Source organism: Anaeromyxobacter sp. (assembly GCA_016718565.1).
GTDB lineage: Bacteria > Myxococcota > Myxococcia > Myxococcales > Anaeromyxobacteraceae > JADKCZ01.
Genome location: JADKCZ010000002.1, coordinates 606,370 through 630,376 on the forward strand (window position 1 = coordinate 606,370; position 24,007 = coordinate 630,376).

The 24,007-nt window shown below is 75.7% G+C and carries 18 protein-coding genes; 9 read left to right on the top strand and 9 right to left on the bottom strand.

The window, feature by feature from the left end:
• Positions 1–12: 12 nt before the first annotated feature.
• Complete coding sequence (pgeF, locus tag IPO09_09505; protein MBK9517572.1) at positions 13–768, bottom strand: peptidoglycan editing factor PgeF; 756 nt, start codon at positions 766–768, stop codon at positions 13–15.
• 61 nt (positions 769–829) lie between these two features.
• Between pgeF and IPO09_09510 the strand changes: the two genes are divergently transcribed.
• Entirely contained in the window at positions 830–2,302 is a 1,473-nt protein-coding gene (locus IPO09_09510) for a diguanylate cyclase (GenBank protein MBK9517573.1), read from the top strand.
• A gap of 48 nt (positions 2,303–2,350) precedes the next feature.
• Here the strand turns inward: IPO09_09510 and IPO09_09515 are convergent, their stop codons facing one another.
• Both IPO09_09515 and IPO09_09520 read right to left on the bottom strand, forming a co-directional pair.
• Complete coding sequence (locus tag IPO09_09515; protein ID MBK9517574.1) at positions 2,351–3,778, bottom strand: hypothetical protein; 1,428 nt, start codon at positions 3,776–3,778, stop codon at positions 2,351–2,353.
• 12 nt (positions 3,779–3,790) lie between these two features.
• Positions 3,791–4,696, bottom strand: a complete 906-nt coding sequence (locus IPO09_09520; protein ID MBK9517575.1) for a MoxR family ATPase — start codon at positions 4,694–4,696, stop codon at positions 3,791–3,793.
• Between the two features lie 460 nt (positions 4,697–5,156).
• Here IPO09_09520 and IPO09_09525 point away from each other — a divergent pair, with 460 nt between their 5' ends.
• The 6 genes from IPO09_09525 (at position 5,157) to IPO09_09550 (ending at position 14,023) form a co-directional block, all read left to right on the top strand.
• Positions 5,157–6,269 (top strand): PilT/PilU family type 4a pilus ATPase, encoded by a 1,113-nt coding sequence (locus IPO09_09525; GenBank protein ID MBK9517576.1) that lies wholly within the window; start codon positions 5,157–5,159, stop codon positions 6,267–6,269.
• Entirely contained in the window at positions 6,266–7,192 is a 927-nt protein-coding gene (locus tag IPO09_09530) for a PilZ domain-containing protein (GenBank protein ID MBK9517577.1), read from the top strand. The genes IPO09_09525 and IPO09_09530 overlap by 4 nt, the downstream gene beginning before the upstream one ends.
• Before the next feature lie 258 nt (positions 7,193–7,450).
• Positions 7,451–8,422 (top strand): hypothetical protein, encoded by a 972-nt coding sequence (locus IPO09_09535; GenBank protein ID MBK9517578.1) that lies wholly within the window; start codon positions 7,451–7,453, stop codon positions 8,420–8,422.
• 269 nt (positions 8,423–8,691) lie between these two features.
• Positions 8,692–9,642, top strand: a complete 951-nt coding sequence (locus IPO09_09540; protein MBK9517579.1) for a hypothetical protein — start codon at positions 8,692–8,694, stop codon at positions 9,640–9,642.
• A 15-nt stretch (positions 9,643–9,657) separates the two neighbouring features.
• On the top strand, positions 9,658–11,817 hold the full coding sequence (locus IPO09_09545; GenBank protein ID MBK9517580.1) for a hypothetical protein: 2,160 nt from the start codon (positions 9,658–9,660) through the stop codon (positions 11,815–11,817).
• A 55-nt stretch (positions 11,818–11,872) separates the two neighbouring features.
• On the top strand, positions 11,873–14,023 hold the full coding sequence (locus IPO09_09550) for a hypothetical protein (protein MBK9517581.1): 2,151 nt from the start codon (positions 11,873–11,875) through the stop codon (positions 14,021–14,023).
• Between the two features lie 43 nt (positions 14,024–14,066).
• Here the strand turns inward: IPO09_09550 and IPO09_09555 are convergent, their stop codons facing one another.
• The 4 genes from IPO09_09555 to IPO09_09570 are packed head-to-tail and all read right to left on the bottom strand — an operon-like array spanning position 14,067 to position 18,622.
• A complete protein-coding gene (locus tag IPO09_09555) occupies positions 14,067–15,629 on the bottom strand; it encodes a hypothetical protein (protein ID MBK9517582.1) in 1,563 nt (520 codons plus the stop codon).
• Positions 15,626–16,438 (bottom strand): hypothetical protein, encoded by an 813-nt coding sequence (locus IPO09_09560; GenBank protein MBK9517583.1) that lies wholly within the window; start codon positions 16,436–16,438, stop codon positions 15,626–15,628. The genes IPO09_09555 and IPO09_09560 overlap by 4 nt, the downstream gene beginning before the upstream one ends.
• A complete protein-coding gene (locus IPO09_09565; protein MBK9517584.1) occupies positions 16,419–16,931 on the bottom strand; it encodes an RNA polymerase sigma factor in 513 nt (170 codons plus the stop codon). The genes IPO09_09560 and IPO09_09565 overlap by 20 nt, the downstream gene beginning before the upstream one ends.
• Positions 16,928–18,622 (bottom strand): hypothetical protein, encoded by a 1,695-nt coding sequence (locus IPO09_09570; GenBank protein ID MBK9517585.1) that lies wholly within the window; start codon positions 18,620–18,622, stop codon positions 16,928–16,930. The genes IPO09_09565 and IPO09_09570 overlap by 4 nt, the downstream gene beginning before the upstream one ends.
• A 592-nt stretch (positions 18,623–19,214) precedes the next feature.
• Between IPO09_09570 and IPO09_09575 the strand changes: the two genes are divergently transcribed.
• Both IPO09_09575 and IPO09_09580 read left to right on the top strand, forming a co-directional pair.
• Entirely contained in the window at positions 19,215–19,727 is a 513-nt protein-coding gene (locus IPO09_09575) for a hypothetical protein (protein MBK9517586.1), read from the top strand.
• 158 nt (positions 19,728–19,885) lie between these two features.
• Positions 19,886–21,094 (top strand): hypothetical protein, encoded by a 1,209-nt coding sequence (locus tag IPO09_09580; GenBank protein ID MBK9517587.1) that lies wholly within the window; start codon positions 19,886–19,888, stop codon positions 21,092–21,094.
• A 62-nt stretch (positions 21,095–21,156) separates the two neighbouring features.
• Here IPO09_09580 and prfB read toward each other — a convergent pair whose 3' ends face one another.
• Complete coding sequence (prfB, locus tag IPO09_09585; protein ID MBK9517588.1) at positions 21,157–22,299, bottom strand: peptide chain release factor 2; 1,143 nt, start codon at positions 22,297–22,299, stop codon at positions 21,157–21,159.
• A gap of 47 nt (positions 22,300–22,346) precedes the next feature.
• Positions 22,347–24,002 carry an apolipoprotein N-acyltransferase gene (gene lnt, locus IPO09_09590; protein MBK9517589.1) on the bottom strand — a complete coding sequence of 552 codons (1,656 nt, stop codon included), beginning with the start codon at positions 24,000–24,002 and terminating at the stop codon, positions 22,347–22,349.
• Positions 24,003–24,007: the final 5 nt, after the last annotated feature.

Sequence of the window (24,007 nt, forward strand, 5' to 3'; positions counted from 1 at the left end):
ATCGGGGCCGGGTCAAGGAACGGCACCCCGCGCCGATATCGGCGGCGGCGCGGCGAAGGCCACCATCCGCCCGGTCCGGCCGGCGTCCCGGCGGTGGGAGAAGAAGGCCTGGCGCTCGCACGCGGTGCACCGGCCGAGGACCTCGACCTCCACCACCCCGGCCTCCCGCAGCGCCGAAAGGTTGGCGGCCCACAGGTCGAGGCGCGGCGCCGCCCCGCCCGCGCGGACCACCACGGCGGGCCCGAAGGCGGCCTCGAAGCGGGCCGCCAGCTCGGGCGACACCTCGTAGCAGCACGGCCCGATGGAGGGCCCCACCACGGCCCGCAGCCGGCCGGCCGGGACGCCGGCCGCTCCCGCCAGGGCCCGCACCCCCGCCGCCGCGGCCCGCTCCAGGCTGCCGCGCCAGCCGGCGTGGACCGCCGCCACCGCGGCGCCGTGCGGCGCGGCCAGCAGCAGCGGCACGCAGTCCGCCACCGCCACGCAGGCCGCCAGGCCCGGCCGGACCGACACCACCGCGTCGGCCTCCTGGCAGGGAGCCGAGGGGGCCTCGGCGCGGGCCACCGCCACCCCGTGCACCTGCCGCACCCGCGCGAAGGCCAGCCCGGTGGCCGCCTCCAGCCGGCGCCAGTTCTCGGCCACCGCCGCGGGGTCGTCGCCCACCAGGTCACCCAGGTTGAGGGCGTCCCAGGGCGGGGGCGAGGCGCCCCCGGCGCGGGTGGTGAAGCCGTGGGGCAGGCCGGCCAGCAGGCGGCTCTCGAGGATCTCCACCGGCCACGCATAGCGCGGATGGCAGGCGCCTTGATAGGCTGCCGCGCCACGCTCGAGGACCATGCTCCGCTCCATCCAGCGCTCCATCGGCCGCAAGCTGCTCGTGGCGGTCGGACTCCCCAGCATCGTCGTCGCCCTCGCCGGCGTCCTCTGGCTCCGCCACGAGGCCCAGGTGGAGGCCCCCGGGCTGGAGCCCGCCTTCCGCCTGGCCATCCTGGGCGTCCTGCTGTTCGCGGCGCTGATGGCGCTGATCCACGCGGTGGCGGTGCGGGTGCTGCTGGAGCAGCGGCTGCAGCGGCTGTCCGCCTCGCTGCGGCGGGCCCGCCAGGGCGACTTCCTCCACCGCCTCCCGGCCGACGACGCCGACGAGCTCGGCGACCTGGCCCGGACCTTCAACTCCACCATGGCCGCCATCACCGACCTGCACGCCCGCCGCCTCGACGACGAGGCCTCGCTGGCGGCCCTGCAGCGCGAGCTGGCGCTCAAGTCCCAGCTGGAGGCGCGGGTGCAGGAGCTGGAGCTGCTCCACCGGCTGGCCGGCGCGCTGGCGGCGGCCATGGACCTCGAGACCCTGGCCCGGCGCCTGGCCGAGCTGGTGGCCGCCCGCCTGCCCGGCACCTCCTTCGCCCTGCTGCTGGCCGACGAGGTGACCCAGGAGTGGGTGGTCCGCGGCGTGGCCGGGCTGGACGGCGCCATCGCCGGCACGCGGCTGGCCCTGGCGGCCGGGCTGGCCGGGCGGGCCGCCGCCGAGCGGCGCGTGCTGGTGGCCGAGGGGGAGGAGGCCGCCGCCGCGCTGCCCTGGGCCTCGCCGGCCCCGGGCTCGGTGCTGGCGGCGCCCCTGCTGCAGGGCGAGGGCTGCGCCGGGGTCATGCTCTACGGGCGCGCCGGCGGCTTCGGCGAGCCCGAGCGCCGCCTCATCGAGTCGGCCGCCCTGCAGGTGGCCACCGCGGTGGAGGGCGCCAGGCTGCACCAGGCCATGGTGCGGCTCTCCCAGACCGACACCCTCACCGGCGTGCAGAACCGCCGGCAGCTCTTCGCCCGCCTGGAGCTGGAGCACGAGCGGGCCGCCCGCTTCGGCGAGCCCTTCGCCCTGCTGCTGGTGGACGTGGACCGCTTCCGCGAGCTCAACGAGGCCGCCGGGCACGCCGCCGGCGACGCCGCGCTGCGCGAGGTGGCGGCCCTGCTCGGGCGCGAGGTGCGGGCCGTGGATCTGGTGGCGCGCTACGGCGGCGAGGAGTTCGCGGTGGTGCTGCCGCGCACCGGCCCGGGCGAGGCCGCCGAGACCGGTGAGCGGCTCCGGGCGGCGGTGGCCGGGTCGGGCTTCGAGGCGGCGCCGGGCGGGCGGATCACGGTGTCGGTGGGTGGGGCCTGCTTCCCCGGCGACGCCCGCGACCTGGCCTCGCTGGTGGACTCGGCGGACGCGGCCCTGTTCGCGGCCAAGCAGGCCGGACGCGACGCGGTGCGGCTGCACCAGCCCGGGATGCGGACCGCGCCGGAGCGGCGGCGCGACCTGCAGGGCACCGGAGCGCCGTAGGGCGGGCGGCCGGCCTGCTCGTATGGCCGGAGCTCGTATGGCCGGAGCTCAGCTGGCCCGGGGCTCGGCGGGCTCGGCGGGCTCGGCGGGCGCCGGCACGGCCGCCTCGGCGGGCTCAGTCACGGACGCCTCGGCCCCCGCCACCGGCCCGGCACCCGCCACCGGGTCGGCACGCTCCAGCGGCTCGGCGGCCACCACCGGCGCGGCACCCGCCACCGTCGCGGCGGCCAGCTCGGCCACCAGCGCCGCGGCCCTGACCAGCGCCTGGTCGCGCTCGCCGGTGGCGCGGGCCAGCATGGCCGACAGCTCCTCGGTGTCGGAGCGGGCGCGGTCCAGCCCGGCCTGCAGCGCCGACTCCTGCACCATGGCGGCCTGGCGCTCCTGGGAGTGCTCGGCCGAGCGCCGCTCCTGCTCGCGCCGGGCCTGGCGCAGCAGGGCGTCGCGCGCCGCCACCTCCTCCTCCAGGCCGGCCACCCGCTCGGTGGCCTCGCCCAGCTGCCGCGCCAGGGCCGCCTCCCGCGCCAGCGCCGCCCGGTGCAGGGCCGCCTGCTCGTGCAGCCGCTTCTCGGTGGAGGCCACCACCTCGATGAGGTCCTTCTCCTCGCGCGCCTTCTCCAGCAGCAGGCCGTCCACCGACGCGCCGTGGGCCGCCTCCCGGACCTCCAGCCTGGCCCGCAGCTCGACCACCTGGCCCTGCCGCTCCTCCGCCTCCAGCCGGGCCCGCTGCGCCTCCACCGCGGCGGCGTGGACCCGCTCGTCGCTGCCGGCCACCTCGCGCTCGCGCACCTCCCAGAGCTCGGCCAGGCGGGCCAGCTGCGCCTCGCGCCAGCGCAGCTCCTCGCGCAGCAGCGCCACCCGGCCCTCCGGCGTGGCCAGCAGCTCGCGCCGCGGCGGCGGGCGCAGCCGCTCGGCCTCGGCCGCCAGCTCCTCGCGCCGCTCGCCGACCGACTGGAAGGCACGGGCCGCGAAGAGCCGGTCGGCCTCGGTGAGGGCGTCCCGCCGGACGCGCCGCGGCAGGCTCGGGGGACCGGCGGAGCGCGGCGGCGCGGCCGGGGCCGCCACCTCCTCCAGGTCCGCCTCGTCCAGCTCGCCCGGCTCGGCCTCCTCGAGCAGGCGCCGGACCAGGCCCCTGAGCGCCCCGGTGTCGAGCGGCAGCGCCAGGTAGGCGCTGGCCGCGTAGGGGGTGCGGGCGTGCTCCGCCAGGGAGGCCGGGGCGGTCTCGCCGCTGTAGAGGATCAGCGGCAGGCCCACCGTGGCCGCGCCGTGGCGCAGGCGGGCGCACAGCGAGAAGCCGGAGAGGTCGGGCAGCTCGGCCCGCACCAGCAGGAGGGCCGGCGGGCGCGCCGCCAGGGCCAGCTCCGCCTCGCCGGCGCTGCCGGCCACCTCGGTGAGGTGGCCGTCCTCCCTGAGGAAGGAGGCCAGCGACAGCGCGAAGGGGCCGTCCGGCTCGACGATGAGGATGCGGGCGACGCTCATGGCGCCGGGATCCTACCCCAGGACCTCGGCCACCCGGGCCCGCACCCGCTCGGCGTCGGCCTGGTGCTTCAGGACCACGTCGAGCGTGGCCGCCAGGGACTCGGCGTCGAGCGCGCCGGCGCCCAGCACCAGCAGGGCCCGGGCCCAGTCGATGGTCTCGGAGATGGACGGCGCCTTGCGCAGGTCCATGGCCCGCAGCCGGGCCGCCGCCGCCACCACCTGGCGGGCCAGCGCCTCGCCGGCCTCCGGCACCCGGGCCCGCACCACCGCCAGCTCCCGCTCCTGCCCGGGGAAGTCGAGGTGCAGGTGCAGGCAGCGGCGCCTGAGGGCGTCGGACAGCTCGCGGCTGGCGTTGGAGGTGAGCACCACCCGCGGCACCACCTTGGCCCGCAGGGTGCCCAGCTCCGGCACCGTCACCGCCCAGTCGGAGAGGACCTCCAGCAGGAAGGCCTCCAGCTCCGGGTCGGCCTTGTCCACCTCGTCCACCAGCAGCAGCGTGGGGCGGGGGCTCCGGATCACCTGCAGGATGGGCCGGGGCAGCAGGAACCGCTCGCTGAAGAAGAAGTCGCCCTCGGCCGCGATGAGGTCGGCCGCCTCGGCCAGGGTGGCGGCGCCCGCCACCGCGGGGCCGAGCCGGTCGCGGAGCAGCTGGGTGTAGAGCAGCTGCTTCGAGTACTCCCACTCGTAGAGCGCCTTGGCCTCGTCGAGCCCCTCGTAGCACTGCAGCCGGACCAGCTCGCGGCCGGAGGCGCGGGCGAAGGCCAGCCCGAGCTCGGTCTTGCCGACGCCGGCCGGCCCCTCCACCAGCAGCGGCTTCTCCATGCGGTCGGCCAGGAAGACGGCCGTGGCGATCTCCCGGGAGGCCAGGTACCCGGCCGTCCCCAGCTCCCGCGTCACCACCTCGACGGACTCGAACATGCCGCCACTTATAAGGAACTCGGCGGGAAAGGGGGAGGCCATTCGCCGCAGGGTGCGGCCTCCGCGGGTCGGTTCGCACCCTGTGGTCGCGGGACCCCACCCTGCGGCCTCCGCCGGCCAGCCCAACCAGCCGGATTCTCTCACCAGGCCCCTCCCCTCACCTCCGGCACGAGCCTTGTATTGAGGTCGCTGCAGTTCCCGCCGGAGGCCGGACGCAGACCTCGCGATGACGAGGCTCAGCAACACCAGCGCGAGTCGTAGGTCAACCTCCCGTCGTACGTCTAAGTCGATGGCAGTCCGGAGCGTCGACTCCCCCCACCCGACCGAAGGCCCCCGTGGCCCCGGCGGGACAGAACGAGAGCAGCGGGCGCGAGAGCGCCGAAGCTGGGAGGCCGCCGGGAGACCGAGCGGCCTTTCGCTTTTCCCGGCCCCCCCGTCCCGGGCTAGACTCCGCGCACCTATGGAAGGCCAGGGCCCACTCAGCGAAGACATGTTCCACTCGCTCCTGCAGCTGGCGGTGAAGCGCCAGGCGAGCGACGTCCACTTCGAGGTCGGCTACCCACCCACGTACCGGGTGTTCGGGGAGCTGCTGGCGGCCAAGTACCCGCCGCTGACCCACGCCGACACCGAGGCCATCGCCAACTTCGTGCTGCAGGCGCCCGGCTCCGGCTACACCCCGCTCGACTTCCGCGAGGCGGACCGGAGCTACTCGCTCACCGGGGTCTCGCGCTTCCGCGCCAGCATCTTCAAGCAGCGCGGCACCTGGGGCGCGGTGATGCGGACCATCCCGTTCGCCATCCCCGACTTCGACCCGCTCAACCTGCCGCCGGTCATCCGCACCATCGCCGAGGCCCGCCGCGGCCTGATCATCGTCACCGGGGCCACCGGCAACGGCAAGTCCACCACCATCGCCGCCATCATCAACCACATCATCCAGGCGGAGCGGCTGCACGTCATCACGGTGGAGGACCCCATCGAGTTCCTCTTCCCGGGCGGCAAGGGGCTGGTCATCCAGCGCGAGGTGGGCTCGGACACCGCCAGCTACTCCGACGCCCTGCGCGCCGCCCTGCGGCAGGACCCGGACATCATCATGGTGGGCGAGCTGCGCGACCGCGAGTCCGCCGACATCTGCCTCAAGGCGGCCGAGACCGGCCACCTGGTCATCACCTCGCTGCACACCCCGGACGTGCCGCGGGCGGTGGGCCGGCTGGTGGGGCTCTTCCCCTCCGACGAGCAGGACACGGTGCGGGCCCGCCTGGCCGACAACCTCCAGGCCGTGGTGGCGCTGCGGCTGCTCATGCGGGCCGACGCGGCCGGGCTGATCCCGGCGGTGGAGGCGCTGCTGGCCACCTCCACGGTGCGCGAGCTGATCCGCAACGGGGCCAAGATCGACGACCTGCGCAGCTACATGGAGAACGCCGGCACCGACCTGGGCATGCACAGCTTCGACCAGTTCCTCTACCGGCTGCACGACCAGAAGAAGATCTCGCTCGACACCGCCCTGGGCAACGCCACCAACCGCGCCGACCTGGAGCGGCGCATCATGATGGAGACGGGGGGCCGCAGCGCGTGAGCCCGGCCGGCGCCACTCCGGTGGCGTCGCGCGTCCTGGTGGTTGGCTCGGACGCCGACGTCACGACCGCGCTGCACCTCCACCTCGATCGGGCTGGCCACGCGATGTACTGCGTGCCCGGTCCCGCCGACCTGGAGACGTTCCTGCGCGTGGTGGCGCCGCACGTGGTGGTGCTCATGCTGCCGGCCTCACCGGACGCCGCCTGGGGTGGCGCCCTCACCGCCGCCGCCGGGGCCGCCCGGGTGGGCGTGCGGGTGGTCATGATCGGGCCGGCCCGCGAGATCGTGGAGCCGCTGGCCGCGGTGGCGGGCGCCGAGCGGGCCCTCTCCCGCGCCGAGGCGCTGGCCCGCCCGCTGCTGGTGGTGGAGCGCACCCCGGCCGCCGCGGCGCTGGCCCAGCTGGCCGGCCAGGCGGCGCGCCCGCCGGCGCCACCGGCCCAGGCCGGCCGGCCCTCGCCGCCCCCCGCGGCCCAGGCCTCGCCGGCGCTCTCCGAGGCGGGCAACCAGCCGCCGCTGCGCACCGCCCCGGCGCCGGCGGTGGACCTGATGACGCTCATCGACGAGGAGCTGGTCGACGAGCCCCGCTCCCGGCCGGCGCCGGCCCGGGTCGAGGTCAACGTCAGCCTGGTGTCGGAGCACAACTTCTACGTGGGGTCGACCCGGCACATCGACTCCGGCGGGGTCTTCATCGCCACCGCCCTGCCGCCCGTGGTGGGCACCCGCCTGCAGGTCCGGCTGGGGCTGGCCGACGGCCGCAAGATCGACCTGGAGGGCGAGGTGGCCTTCGTGCGCGAGAAGAACGCCACCACCGGCCGCCAGCCCACCGGCTGCGGCGTGAAGCTGATGGGCCTGCCCGGCTGGGCCTCCGACGCCATCGACCGGTTCGTCATGGCCCGGCAGCCGATCGTGTACGCGCCGAGATAACCGGCGCCGCTTCAGCGGCGCCCGGATCCGCCCCGCAGTCCCGGCCCTCCGCCCCTCCGGAGGAACCGCCGCCCGTACCGTCCCGCCACCCGACCCCAGCTCTCGCCCCGCCCCCCCCCGCGCGCCCCCGCACACCCCCCGCCCGGCCACCCCGCACTCCCCGTTGATGGGCCCGATCGAACGTGCCAGCGTTCCCTTCGATGGCCCTTCCGCCCAGGGAGGGCCCCGAGCGGCCTTCGCCGCCGGAGAGGGGACCTCATGCGCGCGTGGACGAACTCCCTGGCGGCCCTGCTGCTCCTCGCCTCCTCGGCCTGCGGAGGCACCGATGACCCGCCGCGGTCCGGCACCGACCTGACGGCCTTCACGCTGGCCCTCCAGACCGGCCCGGCCACGCTGGACGCCACCGGCCACGCCGTGACCGCCGAGGTCTCCACCAGCGCGCGCCTCGGGCACCTCGTGCCCACCCTCTCGCTGTCGCCCGGTGCCACCGTGAGCCCGGCCTCCGGCGCCACGGTGGACTTCAGCGCCGGCCCGGTGGCCTTCACGGTCACCGCCGAGGACGGCACGCGGCAGGTCTGGACCGTGACCATCCGCCAGGTGCAGGCCGCCGAGCGGATCTTCTACGCGGCCGGACCCGACGGCCTGTGGCGCACCGCCGACGACGTGGTCTCGATCTACCTGCGCTACCGGTACGACGGCGCCGGCCGGCTCCTCCGGATGGAGTTCTTCGGCGTCGGCGCCGACCTCGTCTGGTTCACCCCGGACGACGTGATGAGCCAGGTGAACCTCATCGAGAACGACGCCTTCGGGGAGGTCTCGAGGCAGGTGGCCACCACCCCCGGCGCCGACGGCCAGCTCGACACGGCGGACGACCTGGTGGTGTTCTACGCCGATCACACCTACGGCGCCGACGGCCGGCTGGGCCGCATGATCTACCGGGACGACGGCCCCGACGCGGCCTGGTTCACCGCCGACGACCCCATCAGCTACTACTACGAGCCGGCCCACGACGCGGCCGGCCGGATGACCCAGCTGCGCCGCTTCACGGGCCGGGGCGTCGACTCGGCCTGGCTGACCGCCGACGACGTCCAGTCGTCCCTGGCCGTCTTCACCCTCGACGCCGCCGGCAACCAGGTGGGCGCCGTCACCTACGACGGGAAGGGCGCCGACGGCCTGTGGGGCACCGCCGACGACGTCGTCTCGGGCGTCTACCAGCAGCTCAACGAGTGACGCGGCGGCGGCGCGCCGCCCGGGTGCGCGAGTCGTCCACCACCCGGTCGGTGCGCACCGTCTGGTAGGGGCTGCCCCAGGGCCAGGTCTCGGCGGCGCCCCCGGGCGCCATCCCGTGGCCCGGGCGTGCGGCATTTTGGCGCCAGGATTCGGGGCCTGTCGGCCACGGCCACAGGGACGGGGCGCCGCTTCAGGGGCATGACCTGGATCTCACGAGCCCCCTAGCATCAACGCTGAGCCCGAGTCCCACTCCAGCGGAGGGACCGAACATGACGCGAGCCTCGTTGGCAGGGCTGCTCCTCGCCGTCGCCGCCTGCTCCGAAGCCGGTCAGCCGGCCGGCGTCAAACCCACCGGCTACGCCGCCGTCAGCATCGCCGTCGACGACACGGCCAACCGCGTGTTCGCAGGGGCCGAGCTGGCCTGGAAGGGCTCGTTCGTCTACGACCCGACCACCAGGATCGCGGTCAAGGACTCGGTCTGGCCCGGCCCGTACCCCGCGCTCTTCGACGACGGCCCCTGGACGGAGGGGGGCCACGAAGGCGCGGGCGCCGTGGCCGGCGATCACGTCCTCGGCGCGACCATCTTCGTCAAGGCGCCCGCCACACCGGAGGAGGTCGCCTCCTTCCTCGGCTACTTCGAGTACGGCCTGATCGACGTGGCCTATGAGCGGCCCATCCCGGAGGGCGGCTTCGGCAACGGCTGGCTCTGGGCCGGCCCCCTCGGCAGCTTCTCCATCGCCCTCCTGAGCACGAGGGACGTGACGGCGCGAGGCATGACGCTGCCCGCGTTCGGGGCGACCGACCTCCGGCTCACCCTCGATCTCTCCCGCCTCGACCCTGGCGACTGGGACACCTCGGCCGTCTGGATCAAGTCCGACGCCTGGTCCTGGGGGCTCGTCCAGCTCCTGGACGACGGCCGGAAGGGGGACGCCGCCGCCGGGGACGGCATCTTCACCTTCGTCCTCTCCGAGCACGCCGGCGCCGGCCGGCCGCTCCTCCACACCGGCCTCCTCCGGAGCGGCCAGGCGCCGGAGTTCGTCTGGAAGCTCGGCGGCGGCCTCGACACCCTGACCGGCGAGTACAAGTCGAGCGAGGGCGTGGCGCTCTCGGGCGGCGCGACCGCCGCGACCCGGCCGCCCGGCGGGTCCTGGACGGCGCTGCCGGTCCTGCTCTGCACCGCCAACGGCTCGAACCAGAACACCTGCGTCACCGTGCCTTAGCCCGGGGAGGTCGCGATGCAGGCGCAGGCTGGCTTCCTCTCGGGGCTCTCGCTCGGCGCGCTCGGCCTCCTCTGCGCCGCGGGCGCGGGCTGCGCCAGGACCTCCGACCCGGCCCCCGGCCCCGGCCAGCCGGTCTCGAGCCTCACCCTCAGCTGCGGGTCCTACGACGCCGGCCTCACCAGCGGGCTGGTCCTGGCGGCCGTCATCGACCCCGCGCGTCCGTCCGACACGCTGCTCGAGGTCTTCACCAGCACGCAGCGGACGCCGGTGACCTGCAGGGGCGGCGAGCGGCTCTGCCTCCTCGCCTTCCCGGGCATCGCGGCGAGGACGAACGAGAACACGCCGTCGCCGGTGATGGTGACCGGCGACCTGGGCGGCGGCCTGACCGGCTGGACCTGCACCCCCGACATGGCCCGGGCCCTGGCGCAGCCCGAGGGCCGGGCACTGCTGGTGTCCGGCCGGCTCGAGGTCGAGTGGACCCCCGTCGCCGGCGCGGCGACCTACGCCGTGACGCTGCGAGATCTCGGTCCGCCCGGCCCGCCGGACTACAGGCCACCGCGCGTCGTGGGCGACCGGGTGCTCACCGGCGCCACCCACGCCACCTTCTCCCTCGAGGCCGGCCGCCCGCCGGACTTCGGGGTGGTCGAGGTGGAGGCCTGGGCCACCGACGCCTCGGTCCCGCTCAGGGGCTGGCTCGACGAAGGCGGGGCCAACCGCTCGGTGCGGGCCATCCCGGTGATCGGGGCGCCCTGGACGCTGCGCCAGCCCTCGGAGCTCGCCGCCGGGACGCTCGACCTCGACGTGCCGGCCGGGAAGCGGCTGGCGGTGATCCTGCTCAACGTGGACGGCCGGGACGGCGCCGGCGCGACGCTGCAGGCGGCGGGGACCGGCCCGGCGGCGCCCGCGGCTGGCGCCGCGCCGGCGGTCGGGACGCGGGGCGCAGGCCTGCCCCACGGCGTCGCTCGGGCCCCGGTCACCTCCCCGGAGGCGCTGACCCCGCGGGACCTGGCCCAGGCCGAGGCGACGCGGACCTTCTGCACCTTCGACCGGCCGGACTACGACCTGCAAACCGGGAATCCGGCCGTCCGGAGACCGGCGTCGCTCGCGCTCGTGACGGCGAACGCCCTGCTCTACGTGGACGACCAGGACGCGAGCGGGTTCACCTCGTCGGACTGGCAGGCGCTCGGAGCGCGGTGGGACGCCGTCCAGGCGGCGGTCACGAGCCGCTCGGGCCCCTTGCCGGACGTGGACGCGAACGGCAGGTTCATCCTGTTCTTCACCAGCGCGCTCGGCCCCCTGGCGCGGAGCGTGGCCAACGTCTACGACCTGACGCACCAGGCCGACACCGCCCCCGACTGCCGCGGCGGGCCCAACACCCAGTCCAACCACGCCGACATGGTCCACCTGCACCCGCCCTTTGGCATGGAGGACGAGGCCGGCCGTCCCCTCGACCGGGACCAATCCTGGGCGGTGGTCGAGCGCGAGATGGCCCGCACCCTCCAGCGCATGCTGGACTGGTGGCGCTTCGCCGGACCGCTCGGCAACGAGTACCTTCGCAACACGGAGATCACCCACGCTCGGATGGGGCTCGCCGCGACCCTGGCGGGCTCGGGCGACCACGTCCCAGCGCTCCGCGCCCTGTCCGCACCGGCGCTCTTCACCCGCGCCGGGCCCGGTGGCGGCTTCGGCGGGTATCCCTCGCTGCAGATGTACCCGTGGGACGAGGATGGCACCTACCAGGCCAAGCCGGTCAAGGTGGCGGCCGCGGACTCCTTCCTCCTCTTCCTCTCGGATCGGCTCGGGCCGGCCTTCGACGAGCGCTTCTTCGACCAGGTGGTCGCCCTGCGCGGGCTCGAGGAGGTCTCGGGGATACCGTTCCACATGGCCTACGCGCTCTGGGCCGGGGCCCTCCTCTTCTCCAACGAGCCGGCCAGCCCGTGGAGCGGCTTCGACTTCACCGGGCCGGACTGGACCCCGCTCCACCAGAAGTTCCAGCGCTTCGAATACGCCCCCCTCGAGGCCGGTCCGATCGTGCCGGTGACCCTCCGGCGGAACGGCTTCGACGTCCACGTGACCGGCGTGGCCGGGCCCGGCGGAGGCCGCGTGACCGTGACCAGCGGGGAGGCCACCAGACCCTACGTGATGGCCGTCCCCTTCGAGGGAAGCCTGCCGTAGGAGGAGCGCCGGCCGAGACGCCTGCATTTCCTTTCCTGACCCCGGGGAGGTCGCGATGAAGACGCAGATTGGCTTCCTCTCGGGCCTCTCGCTCGGCGCGCTCGGCCTCCTCTGCGCCGTGGGCGCGGGCTGCGCCAGGACCTCCGGCCCGGCCCCCGACCCCGGCCAGCCGGTCTCGAGCCTCACGCTCAGCTGCGGGTCCTACGACGCCGGCGTCACCAGCGGGCTGGTCCTCGCGGCCGTCATCGACCCCGCGCGCCCGTCCGATACGCTGCTCGAGGTCTTCACCAGCACCCAGCGGACGACGGCGACCTGCAAGGGCGGCGAGCGGCTCTGCCTCCTCGCCTTCCCCGGCGTCGCGGCGTGGTCGGGCGAGAACACCGTATGGGCGGTGATGGTGACCGGCGACCTGGGCGGCGGCCTGACGGGCTGGACCTGCACCCCCGACCCGGCCCGGACCCTGGCGCAGCCCGAGGGCCGGGCGCAGCTGGTGTCCGGCCGGCTGGAGGTCGAGTGGAACCCGGTCGCCGGCGCGGCGATCTACGCCGCGACGCTGCGGGACCTCGGCCCGCCTGGCCCGCCGGACCACCGGCCACCGCGCGTCGTGGGAGGCCCGGTGCTCACGACCGCCACCCACGCCACCTTCTCCCTCGAGGCCGGCCGCCTGCCGGACTTCGGGGTGGTCGAGGTGGAGGCCTGGGCCACCGACCCGTCGGTCCCGCTCCAGGGCTGGCTCGCCGAAGGCGGGGCCAACCGCTCGGTGCGGGCCATCCCGGTGATCGGGGCGCCCTGGACGCTCCACCAGCCCTCGGACCTCGCCGCCGGGACGCTCGACCTCGACGTGCCAGCCGGGAAGCGGCTGGCGGTGATCCTGCTCAACGTGGACGGCCGGGACGGTGCCGGCGCGACGCTGCAGGCGGCCGGCACGGGACCGGCGGCGGCCGGAGCGCGGAGCGCCGGACTGCCCAGCGGCGGCTCCCTGAACCCGGTCACCTCCCCGGAGGCGCTGGCCTCCCGGAGCCTGGCCCAGGCCGAGGCGACGAGGTCCTTCTGCACCTTCGACCGGCCGACCTATGACCTGAACCTCGAGACCAGGATGCCGGCCATCCGGAGGCCGGCGTCGCTCGCGCTCGTGACGGCGAACGCCCTGCTCTACGTGGACGACCAGGACGCGAGCGGGTTCACCTCGTTGGACTGGCAGGCCCTCGGCGCGCGGTGGGACGCCGTCCAGGCGGCGATCACGAGCCGCTCGGGCCCCCTGCCGGACGTGGACGCGAACGGCAGGTTCATCCTGTTCTTCACGAGCGCGCTCGGCCCCCTGGCGCGGAGCGTGGCCAACACCTACGACCTCACCGGCCCGGCCGACACCGCCCCCGACTGCCACGGCGGGGCCAACCTCCAGTCCAACCAGGCCGACATGGTCCACCTGCACCCGCCCTTCGGCATGGAGGACGCGGCCGGCCGGCCGCTCGACCGGGGCCAGTCCTGGGCGGTGGTGGAGCGCGAGATGGCCCGCACCCTCCAGCGCATGGTGGACTGGTGGCGCTTCGCGGGGCCGCTCGGCAACAGCTACCTTCGCAGCACGGAGATCACCCACGCTCGCATGGGGCTCGCCGCGACGCTGGCGGGCTCGGGGGACCACGTCGCCGCGCTCCGCGCCCTGTCCGCGCCGGCGCTCTTCACCCGCGCGGACCCCGGTGGCGGCTTCGGCGGCTACCCGTCGCTGCAGATGACCCCGTGGAGGGAGAACGGCGAGGACAGCGGGGTCGCGGCCACGCCGGTCAAGCTGGCGGCGGCGGACTCCTTCCTCCTCTTCCTCTCGGATCGGCTCGGGCCGGCCTTCGACGAGCGCTTCTTCGACCAGGTGGTCGCCCTGCGAGGGCTCGAGGACGTCTCGGGGATCCCCTTCCACCTGGCCTATGCGCTCTGGACCGGGGCCCTCCTCTTCTCCAACGAGCCGGCCAGCCCGTGGAGCGGCTTCGACTTCACCGGGCCGGACTGGACCCCGCTCCACCAGAAGTTCCAGCGCTTCGAGTACGCACCCCTCGAGGCCGGGCCGGCCGTGCCGGTGACGCTGCGGCGGAACGGCTTCGACGTCCAGGTGACCGGCGTGGCCGGGCCCGGTGGCGGCAAGGTGACCGTCACCAGCGGGGAGGCCACCAGGCCCTACGTGATGGCCGTCCCCTTCGAGGGGAGCCTGCCGTAGGAGGGGCGGCGGCCCGCGCCACCGCCCGGCCCTCGCCCCGCGCTCAGAGCGCCCAGCCCACCAGGGCCCGCACCTGCGCGCTCGAGCGCCCCTGGACCTCCCCCTGCCCGTCCGGCGCCCACTCGTACCCGACCCAGCCCTCGAGCGCCGCCGTGAACCGGTCGCCGAGCGGATAGGAGACCGCGGCCAGCGGGCCGACCCCGAGGAGGAAGGCCCGCTGCCCGGGGATCGGCGGGGCGAGCCCGCCGGTGTCCACCTGGCGCGTCGCCTCCTGCCAGAGGAGCCTCGGCCGGAGCTCGAGCCCCAGCCCGACGCGGGCCAGGCTCACGGGGAAGCTCCGCGTGACCGACAGGGGCAGGCGCAGCTCGGTCTGCTCCAGGGTGGCGCGCTCAGCCGTCGTGGTGCTCCAGCCTCCACCCACAAGCGCCCGGACTCGCCAGTCACCGACCGCCCGCTCCAGCCCGGCCTCGCCGGCCTGCTGGAGCGACATCCCCGGCGTGCTCCCGCCCGTCACCCCCCACCCGAGGACGAGGCTCCAGGGCCTGAGCACCAGGGCAGACCCGCCCTTGGCGAGGGCTCGCTCGGCCCGGACCCGCACGAGGAGGCCAGGGTCGACCCGCCGGCTCCCGCCGAGCGCCAGGTTGAGATCGGCGGCCTCGACCCACTCCGCGCCCAGCCGGATGACGCGGTAGCGGCCGAGCCCGAGGGCGAGGTGGAGCGGCTCGCCGGCCCGCTTGTCCAGCTCGGCGACCACGTCGCCCCGCTGGTCGGTGATCCAGAACCGCCCGTCCAGCGCCTCGGCGAGCGCGATCTCCGCCCCGCCGCCGCCCACCCGGGTGAAGACCCAGTCGCCGAACCCCTCCAGCCTGAGGTCGAAGCTGGGGCGCTGCGGCACCAGCCCCGACTCCGCGGCCCGGGCGAGCGTGGTCCGGTAGGCGAAGGTGTACGCCTCGCCGAGCGTCACCCGGCCGTTCCGGTCGGCGTCGGCGGCGCCGCGGAGCCCGACGAGGAGGTGGTGGGTGAAGAGGGAGCCCCGCAGCTCCGTCCACTCCTGGGCCAGCTCGCCGGGGCCCGCCGCGGAGATGAACACCTCCCCCGCCACGCGCGTGCTCCGGTCCACGGCCACCGGGATCTCGGGCCCCGGGCGCCCGCCCTTGTAGCCGGCCTGCACCGGCACGCGGCAGCCGTCGATCACGCTGATGCGCAGCCGCGCCGGCGCCCGCTCCACCAGGCCCCGCAGGGTCTCGAGCGGCAGCCGCTTCCCGCCGAGGTGGAGCGCCTCCTCGTCGGCGTGGGCCGAGACGTAGAGCAGGGCGGTCACCGGGGCCCCCGCCGCGAGCGCCTCGGCCTGCGCCACCATCCCGCCCACGGCCCGCACCAGCTCCTCCGGCCCCCCGCCGAGCACCAGCACCGCGTTCCCCGGCGCGACCCCGCCGAGCTGGGTCAGCACGGCGTGGACCCGCCGCGCGTCGAGCTCGGCGAACTCGAGCCGCTGCTCGCCCTCGAGGCCGCGGTTGTTGCCGGCGACCACCGCCAGCCGCACCTCCTCGCCCGGTCCGCCGGTGGCGGCCAGGAGCAGGGCGAGGGGGAGGGCGGGCAGGATCACGGCGCGGCCTTGGTGATGGGCACCACGTCCACCTCGGCGTCGAGCCCGATGGGGCCGAGCCGGTCGCCCGCCCGGGCCCGCCAGGCCGAGAGGAGCGCCTCCCGGACGGCCGGCTCGTCGAGGCGCCGCTCCGCGAGGAGGAGCACGATCCACTCCCGCCCCGTGGTCTCGTCCAGCACGATCGAGCCCGGCAGGAGCTGCAGGGCGCCCTGCTGCCCCAGCGGCGCGGCGGCACCGTCGCCGGCCGGGTGGTAGCGGGTGAAGCGCCCCGCGTCGTCCACGCTGGCGACGAAGGCGAACCTCCCGCGGGCCGAGAGCACGCCGAAGCGCAGGAGGTCCCCGGGGCGCAGGCTCACGCCGGGCTCCAGCGGCCGGGCCTCCCCGCCCCCGCGGGCGTGGAAGAGCCGGAGGGCGCCGCCGCCCTTGTACCGGACGCCGTCCTCCACCGGCTCGCGCGTCGGGATGGCCACGACGAGGAGGACCGCGGCGACGGCCGCCGCCGGGACCAGGAGCCAGCGGGGACTCCGGAAGAGGTCGAGCAGGCGGTCGAGCCAGGCCGGGCGGGCCTGGCGGGCCTCCTCCTCGGCCCGAGCGGCGACGCCGGCCACGAAGCGGTGCGCCGGCCGCTCGGCGAGGAAGCTGCCGCGCTCCGCGACGAGCCCCGCGACCGCGGCGCGGCAAGCGTCGCAGCCCTCGAGGTGGCTCCGGGTCGACGCGTCCGCCGCCTCCGGCTCGAAGGCCGCCTGCTCCAGGGCGAAGGCCCCGGGGTGGCCGCCCTGGGATGGGGTCTCAGGCCTGCTCTTCGACATCGTGGACCTCCGCTCTCTCGCCGACGAGGGCGCGCGCCTGCTCGTGCAGCGCCCGGAGGCGCCGCTTCACGGTCATGGACGAGCACCCGAGCTCCGTGGCGATCTCGGCGGCCGTGAGGCCGTCCAGGTAGGTGAGGAGCGCCACCTCCTGGAGCGGGCGTGGCAGCCCCGCGAGCAGCTCGGACACGAGGCGGGCCGCCTCCGGCTCCTGGAGCAGCCCGGTGGGGAGCTCGGGGGCCTTCGCCTTCTCGGGGTCCGCCGGGGACCGCCCTCCGTCCCGGTGGAGTCGATCCAGGGCGGCGCGGTCGGCGATGCGCAGGAGCCAGGAGAGCACCGAGCCCCCGCGGTACCCGCTCCCGTACCGGAGCACCCGCACGAAGACGTCCTGCAAGGCGTCCTCCGCCCTCGCCGGCTCGCGCAGGATCCGCAGGCACCGGCGGTAGACGGAGTAGCCGAAGCGCTCGTAGAGCGCGCTGACCTCCTCGGTGGTCATGGCGGCGACCGCCGAGCCCGCGACGCCGCGGTGGGCGGCGACGCCGGGCCCGCGGCGGGTGGGCAGAGCCGCTCGGCCGGCGCCGCGTCACCCGCGGCGTCGCGCCCGCCGAGGACGAGCACGGAGCCGCCGGGCTCCGGGAGCAGCGTGAAGGCGGTCCGCGCGGTGCCGAGCCCGCCGCCGGCGCTCCAGCGATCCTGCGCGGGGTCGTAGCGATCCGCGGTGGAGAGCCAGGCCTCGACCCCACCCACCTGCGCCGCGCCGCCGGCGACGAGCACGTCGCCGCCCGGCAGCACCACCGCCGCGTGGTCGGCCCGGCCCTGCGGCATGGGGTCCCTGGTGGTCCAGGTCTCCAGCGCCGGATCGAACAGCTCCGCGCCGCACCGGTCGCCGTACCGGCCTCCCAGGGCCAGCACCTTCCCCGAGTCGAGCAGCGTGAAGGTCCCCTCCGGATGCGGCGCGCCCATCGGCGCCGTCGGGCGGCACCCCGTCGCCGGGGAGCAGAGGAAGGCCTCCGGCCCGCTCCCGCTCACCACGAGGACCGGGGCGCCTGGCCCTGGGAGCGCCAGCGCCGTGTGGCCGGCGAGCGGCGGACCGCTCACCTGGAGATCGAATGTGGCCCAGCTCCGCTCCGCCGGATCGTAGAGCTCGGCGCTCCAGGTCCCCGCTGGAGAGAGGCCGCTCCGGCCACCGATCACGAGGACCTGCCCCGAGGAGAGCACGGTCGCAGTGTGGCCGCTCCTCGGCGCCGCCATCGAGCCGGTGAGGGTCCAACCGCCGGTGGCAGGGTCGAGGAGCTCGGCGCTCCGCGAGGCCCCGTCGTCGGAGGAGCCACCGGTCACCAGGAGCTGGCCCGAGGGGAGCAGGACGCTGGCGGCGTCGGCGGACCTCGGGAAGGTCAGCCCCCCGGTGGGCAGCCAGACGCCGGAGACCAGGTCGAGGAACCAGGAGCGGGTCGAGACCGGCGCCGCCAGCAGGCTGCCGGAGGCGAGGCGGTGGGCGGTGGCGAACGGGGAGGAGGTCGGCGCGGGGCCCGCCACGGGGCCGCAGGCCGAGGAGGGAGCCGGCCGGCAGGAGGTGGCCGCCTCGAAGCGCTCGACGTACCGCTGGCAGGTGGCCGTGCGCTGGAGCCGGTCGCAGGCGAGCACCTCGGCGGTGGTGACGCAGCGGCTCCAGTCGGTGACGGGGAGCCGCGAGGCCTCGGCCCAGTCCTGCCGGTTCTCGACCTCCTGGCACCAGGAGCCGCCGCCGCTCTCGCCGGCCACCGCGAGCCCCACGTCGACCGGGACCTGCGAGAGGGAGACGGGGCGACGGCGGTTCTGCGGGTCCACCTCCTCGATCTTGAGCACCAGGCTGAAGCCCTGGTCCAGGCGCGAGAGGATGCCGGGGTCGGCCCAGTCGCACCCGGCCCCGCAGGTCGGCGGCCCGGGTTCGCCGTCCAGGTGGACCAGCCAGGCCGAGGTCCGGAAGCTGCTCGAGGACGACGTCGCCTTGCCGTTGAAGGCGGCGTTCGCGAGGACCGGGGCGCCGGCACCCGCTCCCGTGGAGCTCCCCACGAAGAGCAGGGCGCCGAAGGCGACCGTCCCCGAGCCGCCCCGTGGAGCGAGGTCCTGCCGGGCGTCGGCGGGAGGGAGCTCGTAGATGGGCGCCTCGAACGCCACGGCGCCGGCCGAGTAGCGGATCGTCGCCACCGCGTCGGCCAGCCCGTATCGGACGGTGCAGCCCGCCGGACCGGAGGCGTCGCACGATGGTGCGGCGCGTTCGCAGGAAGGGGTGAGGCTGCCCGTCAGCGGGTTCCCCTGCCACGCCGCGTCGCCCGGGTCCGCGACCCAGCCGGCCTGCTGCCAAGAGAGGAGGACGTGGACCAGGCCATCCGGGCCCGGCGCGACGCCCTGGGGCAGCGTCAGGGTCCCGCGGAGGGTGGCGATCGGCGGCGGCTGGTAGTCCCCGCCCGCCAGCCGGCCGCACGCGGCGACCGCCAGGAGGCCGAGGCCCAGGGCTGTCGGCGTCGCTCGCAGCGGGGTCCCCTCCTCGAGGCTGGCTCTGGCCCTCCTGATCAGACCGCCCCGACCTCGAAAAAGGAACACCGCCGCTGGCGCCCTCATGGGTCGGCACCCTGCGTCGCTTCGACGCAGCGTCGACCTTCGACAGGCCAGGCCCTCGGACCCGCCTGGACGGCTCGGGCGCTGTTCCAGCCCGCCCGCGGGCTCGGTCACTCCGGCGGAGAGGATGGCGCCCCACCACCAGCCGAGGCGCCGCGACCCCCTCTCCGAGAGGTTCGCCATGACGCGTCCGACCTGGAGGCTCCACGCCGCTCGCTGCACCCTGGCGCTCGTGCTGGCGGCGGGCTGCGGCCGCGAGCCGACCCCCTGCCCGTCGGCCGAGGGGGCCTTCGCCTGCGTGGCCGGCGCGACGCTCGCCGCCCCGCCCGTCCCCACCTGCGAGTACCCCGTCACCGACCTCACCGGCGTCGTGGAGCGGACCGAGCGGGCCCTGGAGATCGCCGGCGAGGTGTGGGGGGTCGTTCCCAGCGACTACCTGCGCGGCTGGACCATCAGCTACTGCGGGGGCTGGTTCCTCTGCGGGAGCGGGGACTCCGCGTGCTGGACCTACGGCTGCGCGCGCCTCGACCGGGCGGTCATCGCCGCCGCGGTGAACCCGGCGACCCGGTGCCTCCCGGGCGTCCTCATCCACGAGCTCGGGCACCTGGTGGTCGGCGATCGGGAGCACCGCGATCCGCGCTTTGCCCTGGCCACCTCCCGGGAGGCCGAGCCGTGCGAGGAGCGGCGTCCCTAGCTGCAGGCCCACGCGGCGCCCTGGAGAAGGCGGCCGACGCTCCGCCGCACCCGGGCCGTGTCACCAAGGGGAGGTGGCCCCGCCGGGCTGGGACATCGGGGCCCTTGCCGGACCCTGAGTGGAGGTGGACGCTGGCTTCGAGCGATGTGAACGGGTCGATGCGGCTCGCGGGCGCCCGAGCCCGCCGGGAGGACGTCATGATGCGAAGGAACTCGATGGGAATTCTCGCGGCGGCGCTCCTGTCGTCCGCGGGCTGCGGCGGCGGGACCGACGCCCAGCCTGCCAAGGGCTGGAGCCAGGCCGGCTCGCTGGTCCTGCCTCGCTCCTACTTCGCGATCACGGTGCTCCAGTCCGGGAAGGTGCTCGTCGCAGGCGGGCAGCCCGACTTCGATCCCAACTGGGCGACCGCCGCGGTCGATCTTTTCGCCCCGGCCACCAGGCTCTGGACCGCGGCGACGCCCCTGAACACCCCACGCAACGCCCCCTGTGCAGTGCTGCTCCCGTCCGGCAAGGTGCTGGTCGCCGGCGGAGGCAATCCGACCACCTTGTCGCTCGACACCGCCGAGCTGTACGACCCGGCCACCGACACCTTCACGCCCACTTCGGAGCCCATGGGCGCGGCGCGCCTGGGGAGCACCTGCACGCTGCTTGGCTCCGGCAAGGTGCTCGTGGCGGGTGGCCTGAACGGGCCGACCACGGCCAGCACCGCGGAGGCAGAGCTCTACGACCCGGCCACGGACACCTTCACGCCCACGGGGGCCCTGACCACGGCCCGCTACTGGCACACCGCCACGGTGCTCGCCTCCGGGAAGGTCCTCGTGACGGGCGGCTGCGTCGGCGGCGATCCCTGCACGAGCTCGACCGGCTCGGCCGAGCTCTACGACCCGGGCACCGGAGCATGGACCAGCGCCGGCTCGCTGGCGTATCCGGTGATGAGCCACAGCGCGACGCGGCTCCTCGCGGGCACGGTGCTGGTCGCCGGCGGCTGCCGGAGCTACGACGGGGCCGGCGGCTGCAGGAGCGACAAGATCCACGAGAAGCGCGCCAGCCTGTACGACCCGGCCGCCGGCGCCGCCGGGACGTGGAGCCTGACCGGCGCGCTGACCGACGGGCACACCGACCACGTCGCGCTGCTGCTCGGCGACGGGGACGTCCTCGTCGTCGGTGGAGGGTACTGGAGCGGGACCGGCACCCGGTCCGAGCGCTACGATCCGGCCACCGGCGCGTGGGCCGCGGGGCCGCGGACCATCGACGACCACGGCAACGGTGCGGGCGCCGTGATGCTGCAGGACGGCACCTGGCTGGTCGTCGGGGGGATGGTCCCCTCCGACGTGTACGTCCGCGCCGCCGAGATCCTCATCGAGTGACTGGAGCCGCGGGCTCGCAGGGGCGCCCGGGGCGCAGGAGCGTCCTGGGCGTTCCCCCTCCCCTACTCGTCCACCACCCGGTCGGTGCGGCGCACGCCCATGAGCCAGGGGCGGATGAGGCCCTCGAGATCCCCGTCGAGGACGTCCTCCACCTTGCCGGTCTCCACGCCCGTCCGCAGGTCCTTCACCATCTGGTAGGGCTGCAGCACGTAGCTGCGGATCTGCGAGCCGAAGTCGATGTCCTTCTTCTGCGCCTCGGCGGCGTCCAGCACCACCTGGCGGCGCTTCTCCTCGTACTCGTAGAGGCGCGAGCGCAGGATCTTCCAGGCCATGTTGCGGTTCTTCTGCTGGCTGCGCTCGTTCTGCATGGCCACCACGATGCCGGTGGGCAGGTGGGTCATGCGCACCGCCGAGTCGGTCTTGTTGACCTTCTGGCCGCCGGCGCCGGACGACCGGTAGGTGTCGATGCGGACGTCGGCCTCCTTGATGTCGATGACGATGTCGTCGTCGATCTCCGGGGTGACGTCCACCGCCGCGAAGCTGGTCTGCCGGCGGGCGTTCTGGTCGAAGGGGCTGATGCGCACCAGCCGGTGCACCCCCTTCTCCGCCTTGAGGAAGCCGTAGGCGAACTCGCCGCGCACGAAGAAGGAGCCCTGGCTGATGCCGGCCTCCTCGCCGGCCACCATGTCGGCCGGCTCCACCGCCCAGCCCTTGCGCTCGCAGTAGCGCTGGTACATCCGGTAGAGCATGGCGGCCCAGTCCATGGCCTCGACGCCGCCGGCGCCGCTCTTCACCTCCACGATGGCGCCGGCCCGGTCGTGGGTGCCGGAGAGCATCTTCTGGAACTCCAGCCCCTCCACCTCGCGGGCCACCGCGGCGCCGGCCTCGGCCGCCTCGGCGCGGGTGGCGTCGTCGCGCGCCTCCTCGGCCAGCTCGTGCAGCGCCGCGGCGTCGCCCAGGGCGGCGGCCACCTTGTCCACCGCCGCCACCACCTGCTCCAGCTGCGACTTCTCCTTCAGCAGCCCCTGCGCCCTGGCGGCGTCACCCCAGAACTCGGGCGAGCCCGAGAGCGCGCTGATCTCGGCCACCCGCTGGCGCTTCCGCTCGACGTCAAAGCGACCCCCGGAGGCCGGTGAGGCGGGTGGACAGGTCGGCGAGCAGCTCGGCGGTGGGGGCGGCCATGGGGCGGGACCTCGGGGCGTCAGGGGAGCGGGGGCGTCAGGGAGGCGGAGGCGTCAGGGGTGCGGGGGCGTCAGGGGGGCGGGGGCGCCGGGCGGCGGCGCCAGGCGACGGCGAGCGCGGCCAGGGTGGCCGCGGCGCAGGCCAGGGCGAAGAGGTCGCCGATGCTCGTGAACGGGGTGCGGCCGCGCCAGATGGGCAGGCGGCCCATGAGCAGCCCGGGAGGCTCGGGCGGGTCCGGCGCCAGCGCCGGGTCCACCGGCCCCACCTCCAGCGCGCCGGGCAGGAGCTCGCCGGTGGGCAGGATCAGCGCCGACACACCGGCGTAGGCCGGCCGGGCGATGGAGCGGCCGGTCTCGACGGCGCGCAGCCGCACGATGGCCAGGAACTGGTAGGGGCCGGAGGAGTACCCGTACCAGGCGTCGTTGGTGGGGTTCACCAGCAGGTCCGGGTCCTGGGCCGCGAAGCCGCGCCCGATCTCGGGGAAGATGGCGTCGAAGCAGATCATCGAGCCGAGCCGCACCGGCCGCCCGTCCGGGCCCGGGAACGTGAGCAGGGTGAGCGCGCCGCCCGGGCTGGAGGGCGCCAGGCCCGGCACCACCTGCGTGAGGAAGGGCAGCCAGTCGGCCAGCGGCACGTACTCGCCGAAGGGCACCAGGTGGTGCTTCACGTAGCGCCCCAGCACCGACAGGTCGGGCGCCACCAGGAAGCTGGAGTTCTCCACCCGGTAGCGCGCCTCGCCGGGCCCGCCGCGCACCTCCTCCAGGGTGGCCGCGCCCAGCAGCAGGTGGGCCCGCGACAGGTGCGGCAGCCGGGCCCGCCCGCCGTCGAGGGTGGTGGTGCCGGGGCGCAGGTAGGCCGGGAAGGCCGCCTCGGGCCAGGCCACCAGGTCGGCCCCCTCGCGATCGGCCTGCTGGGTCAGCGGCACCAGGCGGTCCAGCACGTAGGCCACGTGATCTCGGGCCCGGTTCTTCTGGCCCTGATCGAGGTTGGGCTGCACCAGCGCCACCGTGAGCACCGGGGCCGCGGCCAGCTCGCGCCGCAGCGCCGCCAGCCGGAAGGCGCCGCCGGCGGTGGTGAGGAGCAGCGCCGCCGCCGCCGCCGCCAGTGGCCGGCGCGGCAGGGGCCGGCCGGCCAGGCGCGCCGAGAGGGCGTCGGCCAGCGCGGCGTTGACCAGCACCACCAGGAAGGCGATGCCGTAGACCCCCGTGAGCGCCGCCAGCTGGGCCACCGGCAGGGTGCGGGCCTGGGTGTAGCCGAGGTTGCCCCAGGGGAAGCCGGTGAAGAGGTAGTTGCGCAGGAGCTCGGCGGCGGTGAAGGCGGGCGGCGCGGCCAGGGCCAGCGGCCAGCCCAGGCGGGTGCGCAGCGCCCAGGTGGCGGCCGCCGCCAGCCCCCAGTGGAAGGCCATGAAGCCCACCAGCAAGGTCAGGCCGAGGAACGCCACCGCGAACGGCAGCCCGCCGAAGGCCGTCATGGCGTGGCTGACCCAGTGGATGGCGGCGAAGAAGTAGGCCAGGCCGGCCACGAGGCCGAGGGTGAAGGCGCCGCGGGCCGAGCGGGCCCGCTCCAGCGCCAGCAGCAGCGGCGCCAGGGCCACCCAGGCCACCACCTCCAGGTGGCCGGCCGGATCGAGCTGGCGCAGCGAGATCCAGGGCACCACCAGCGGCAGCGCCAGCGCCATGAGGAGGCCCGAGCCGACGACCAGGAGCAGCGGGGCGAGGCGGCGCATGCGCG

Coding starts and splice junctions, on each gene's coding strand:
- IPO09_09515 (MBK9517574.1), bottom strand. CDS start 3,778: ATGAGCGTCGCCCGCATCCTCATCGTCGAGCCGGACGGCCCCTTCGCG.
- IPO09_09545 (MBK9517580.1), top strand. CDS start 9,658: ATGCAGGCGCAGGCTGGCTTCCTCTCGGGGCTCTCGCTCGGCGCGCTC.
- IPO09_09540 (MBK9517579.1), top strand. CDS start 8,692: ATGACGCGAGCCTCGTTGGCAGGGCTGCTCCTCGCCGTCGCCGCCTGC.
- IPO09_09565 (MBK9517584.1), bottom strand. CDS start 16,931: ATGACCACCGAGGAGGTCAGCGCGCTCTACGAGCGCTTCGGCTACTCC.
- IPO09_09520 (MBK9517575.1), bottom strand. CDS start 4,696: ATGTTCGAGTCCGTCGAGGTGGTGACGCGGGAGCTGGGGACGGCCGGG.
- IPO09_09560 (MBK9517583.1), bottom strand. CDS start 16,438: ATGTCGAAGAGCAGGCCTGAGACCCCATCCCAGGGCGGCCACCCCGGG.
- IPO09_09580 (MBK9517587.1), top strand. CDS start 19,886: ATGCGGCTCGCGGGCGCCCGAGCCCGCCGGGAGGACGTCATGATGCGA.
- IPO09_09510 (MBK9517573.1), top strand. CDS start 830: ATGCTCCGCTCCATCCAGCGCTCCATCGGCCGCAAGCTGCTCGTGGCG.
- IPO09_09575 (MBK9517586.1), top strand. CDS start 19,215: ATGACGCGTCCGACCTGGAGGCTCCACGCCGCTCGCTGCACCCTGGCG.
- lnt (MBK9517589.1), bottom strand. CDS start 24,002: ATGCGCCGCCTCGCCCCGCTGCTCCTGGTCGTCGGCTCGGGCCTCCTC.
- IPO09_09535 (MBK9517578.1), top strand. CDS start 7,451: ATGCGCGCGTGGACGAACTCCCTGGCGGCCCTGCTGCTCCTCGCCTCC.
- IPO09_09550 (MBK9517581.1), top strand. CDS start 11,873: ATGAAGACGCAGATTGGCTTCCTCTCGGGCCTCTCGCTCGGCGCGCTC.
- IPO09_09525 (MBK9517576.1), top strand. CDS start 5,157: ATGGAAGGCCAGGGCCCACTCAGCGAAGACATGTTCCACTCGCTCCTG.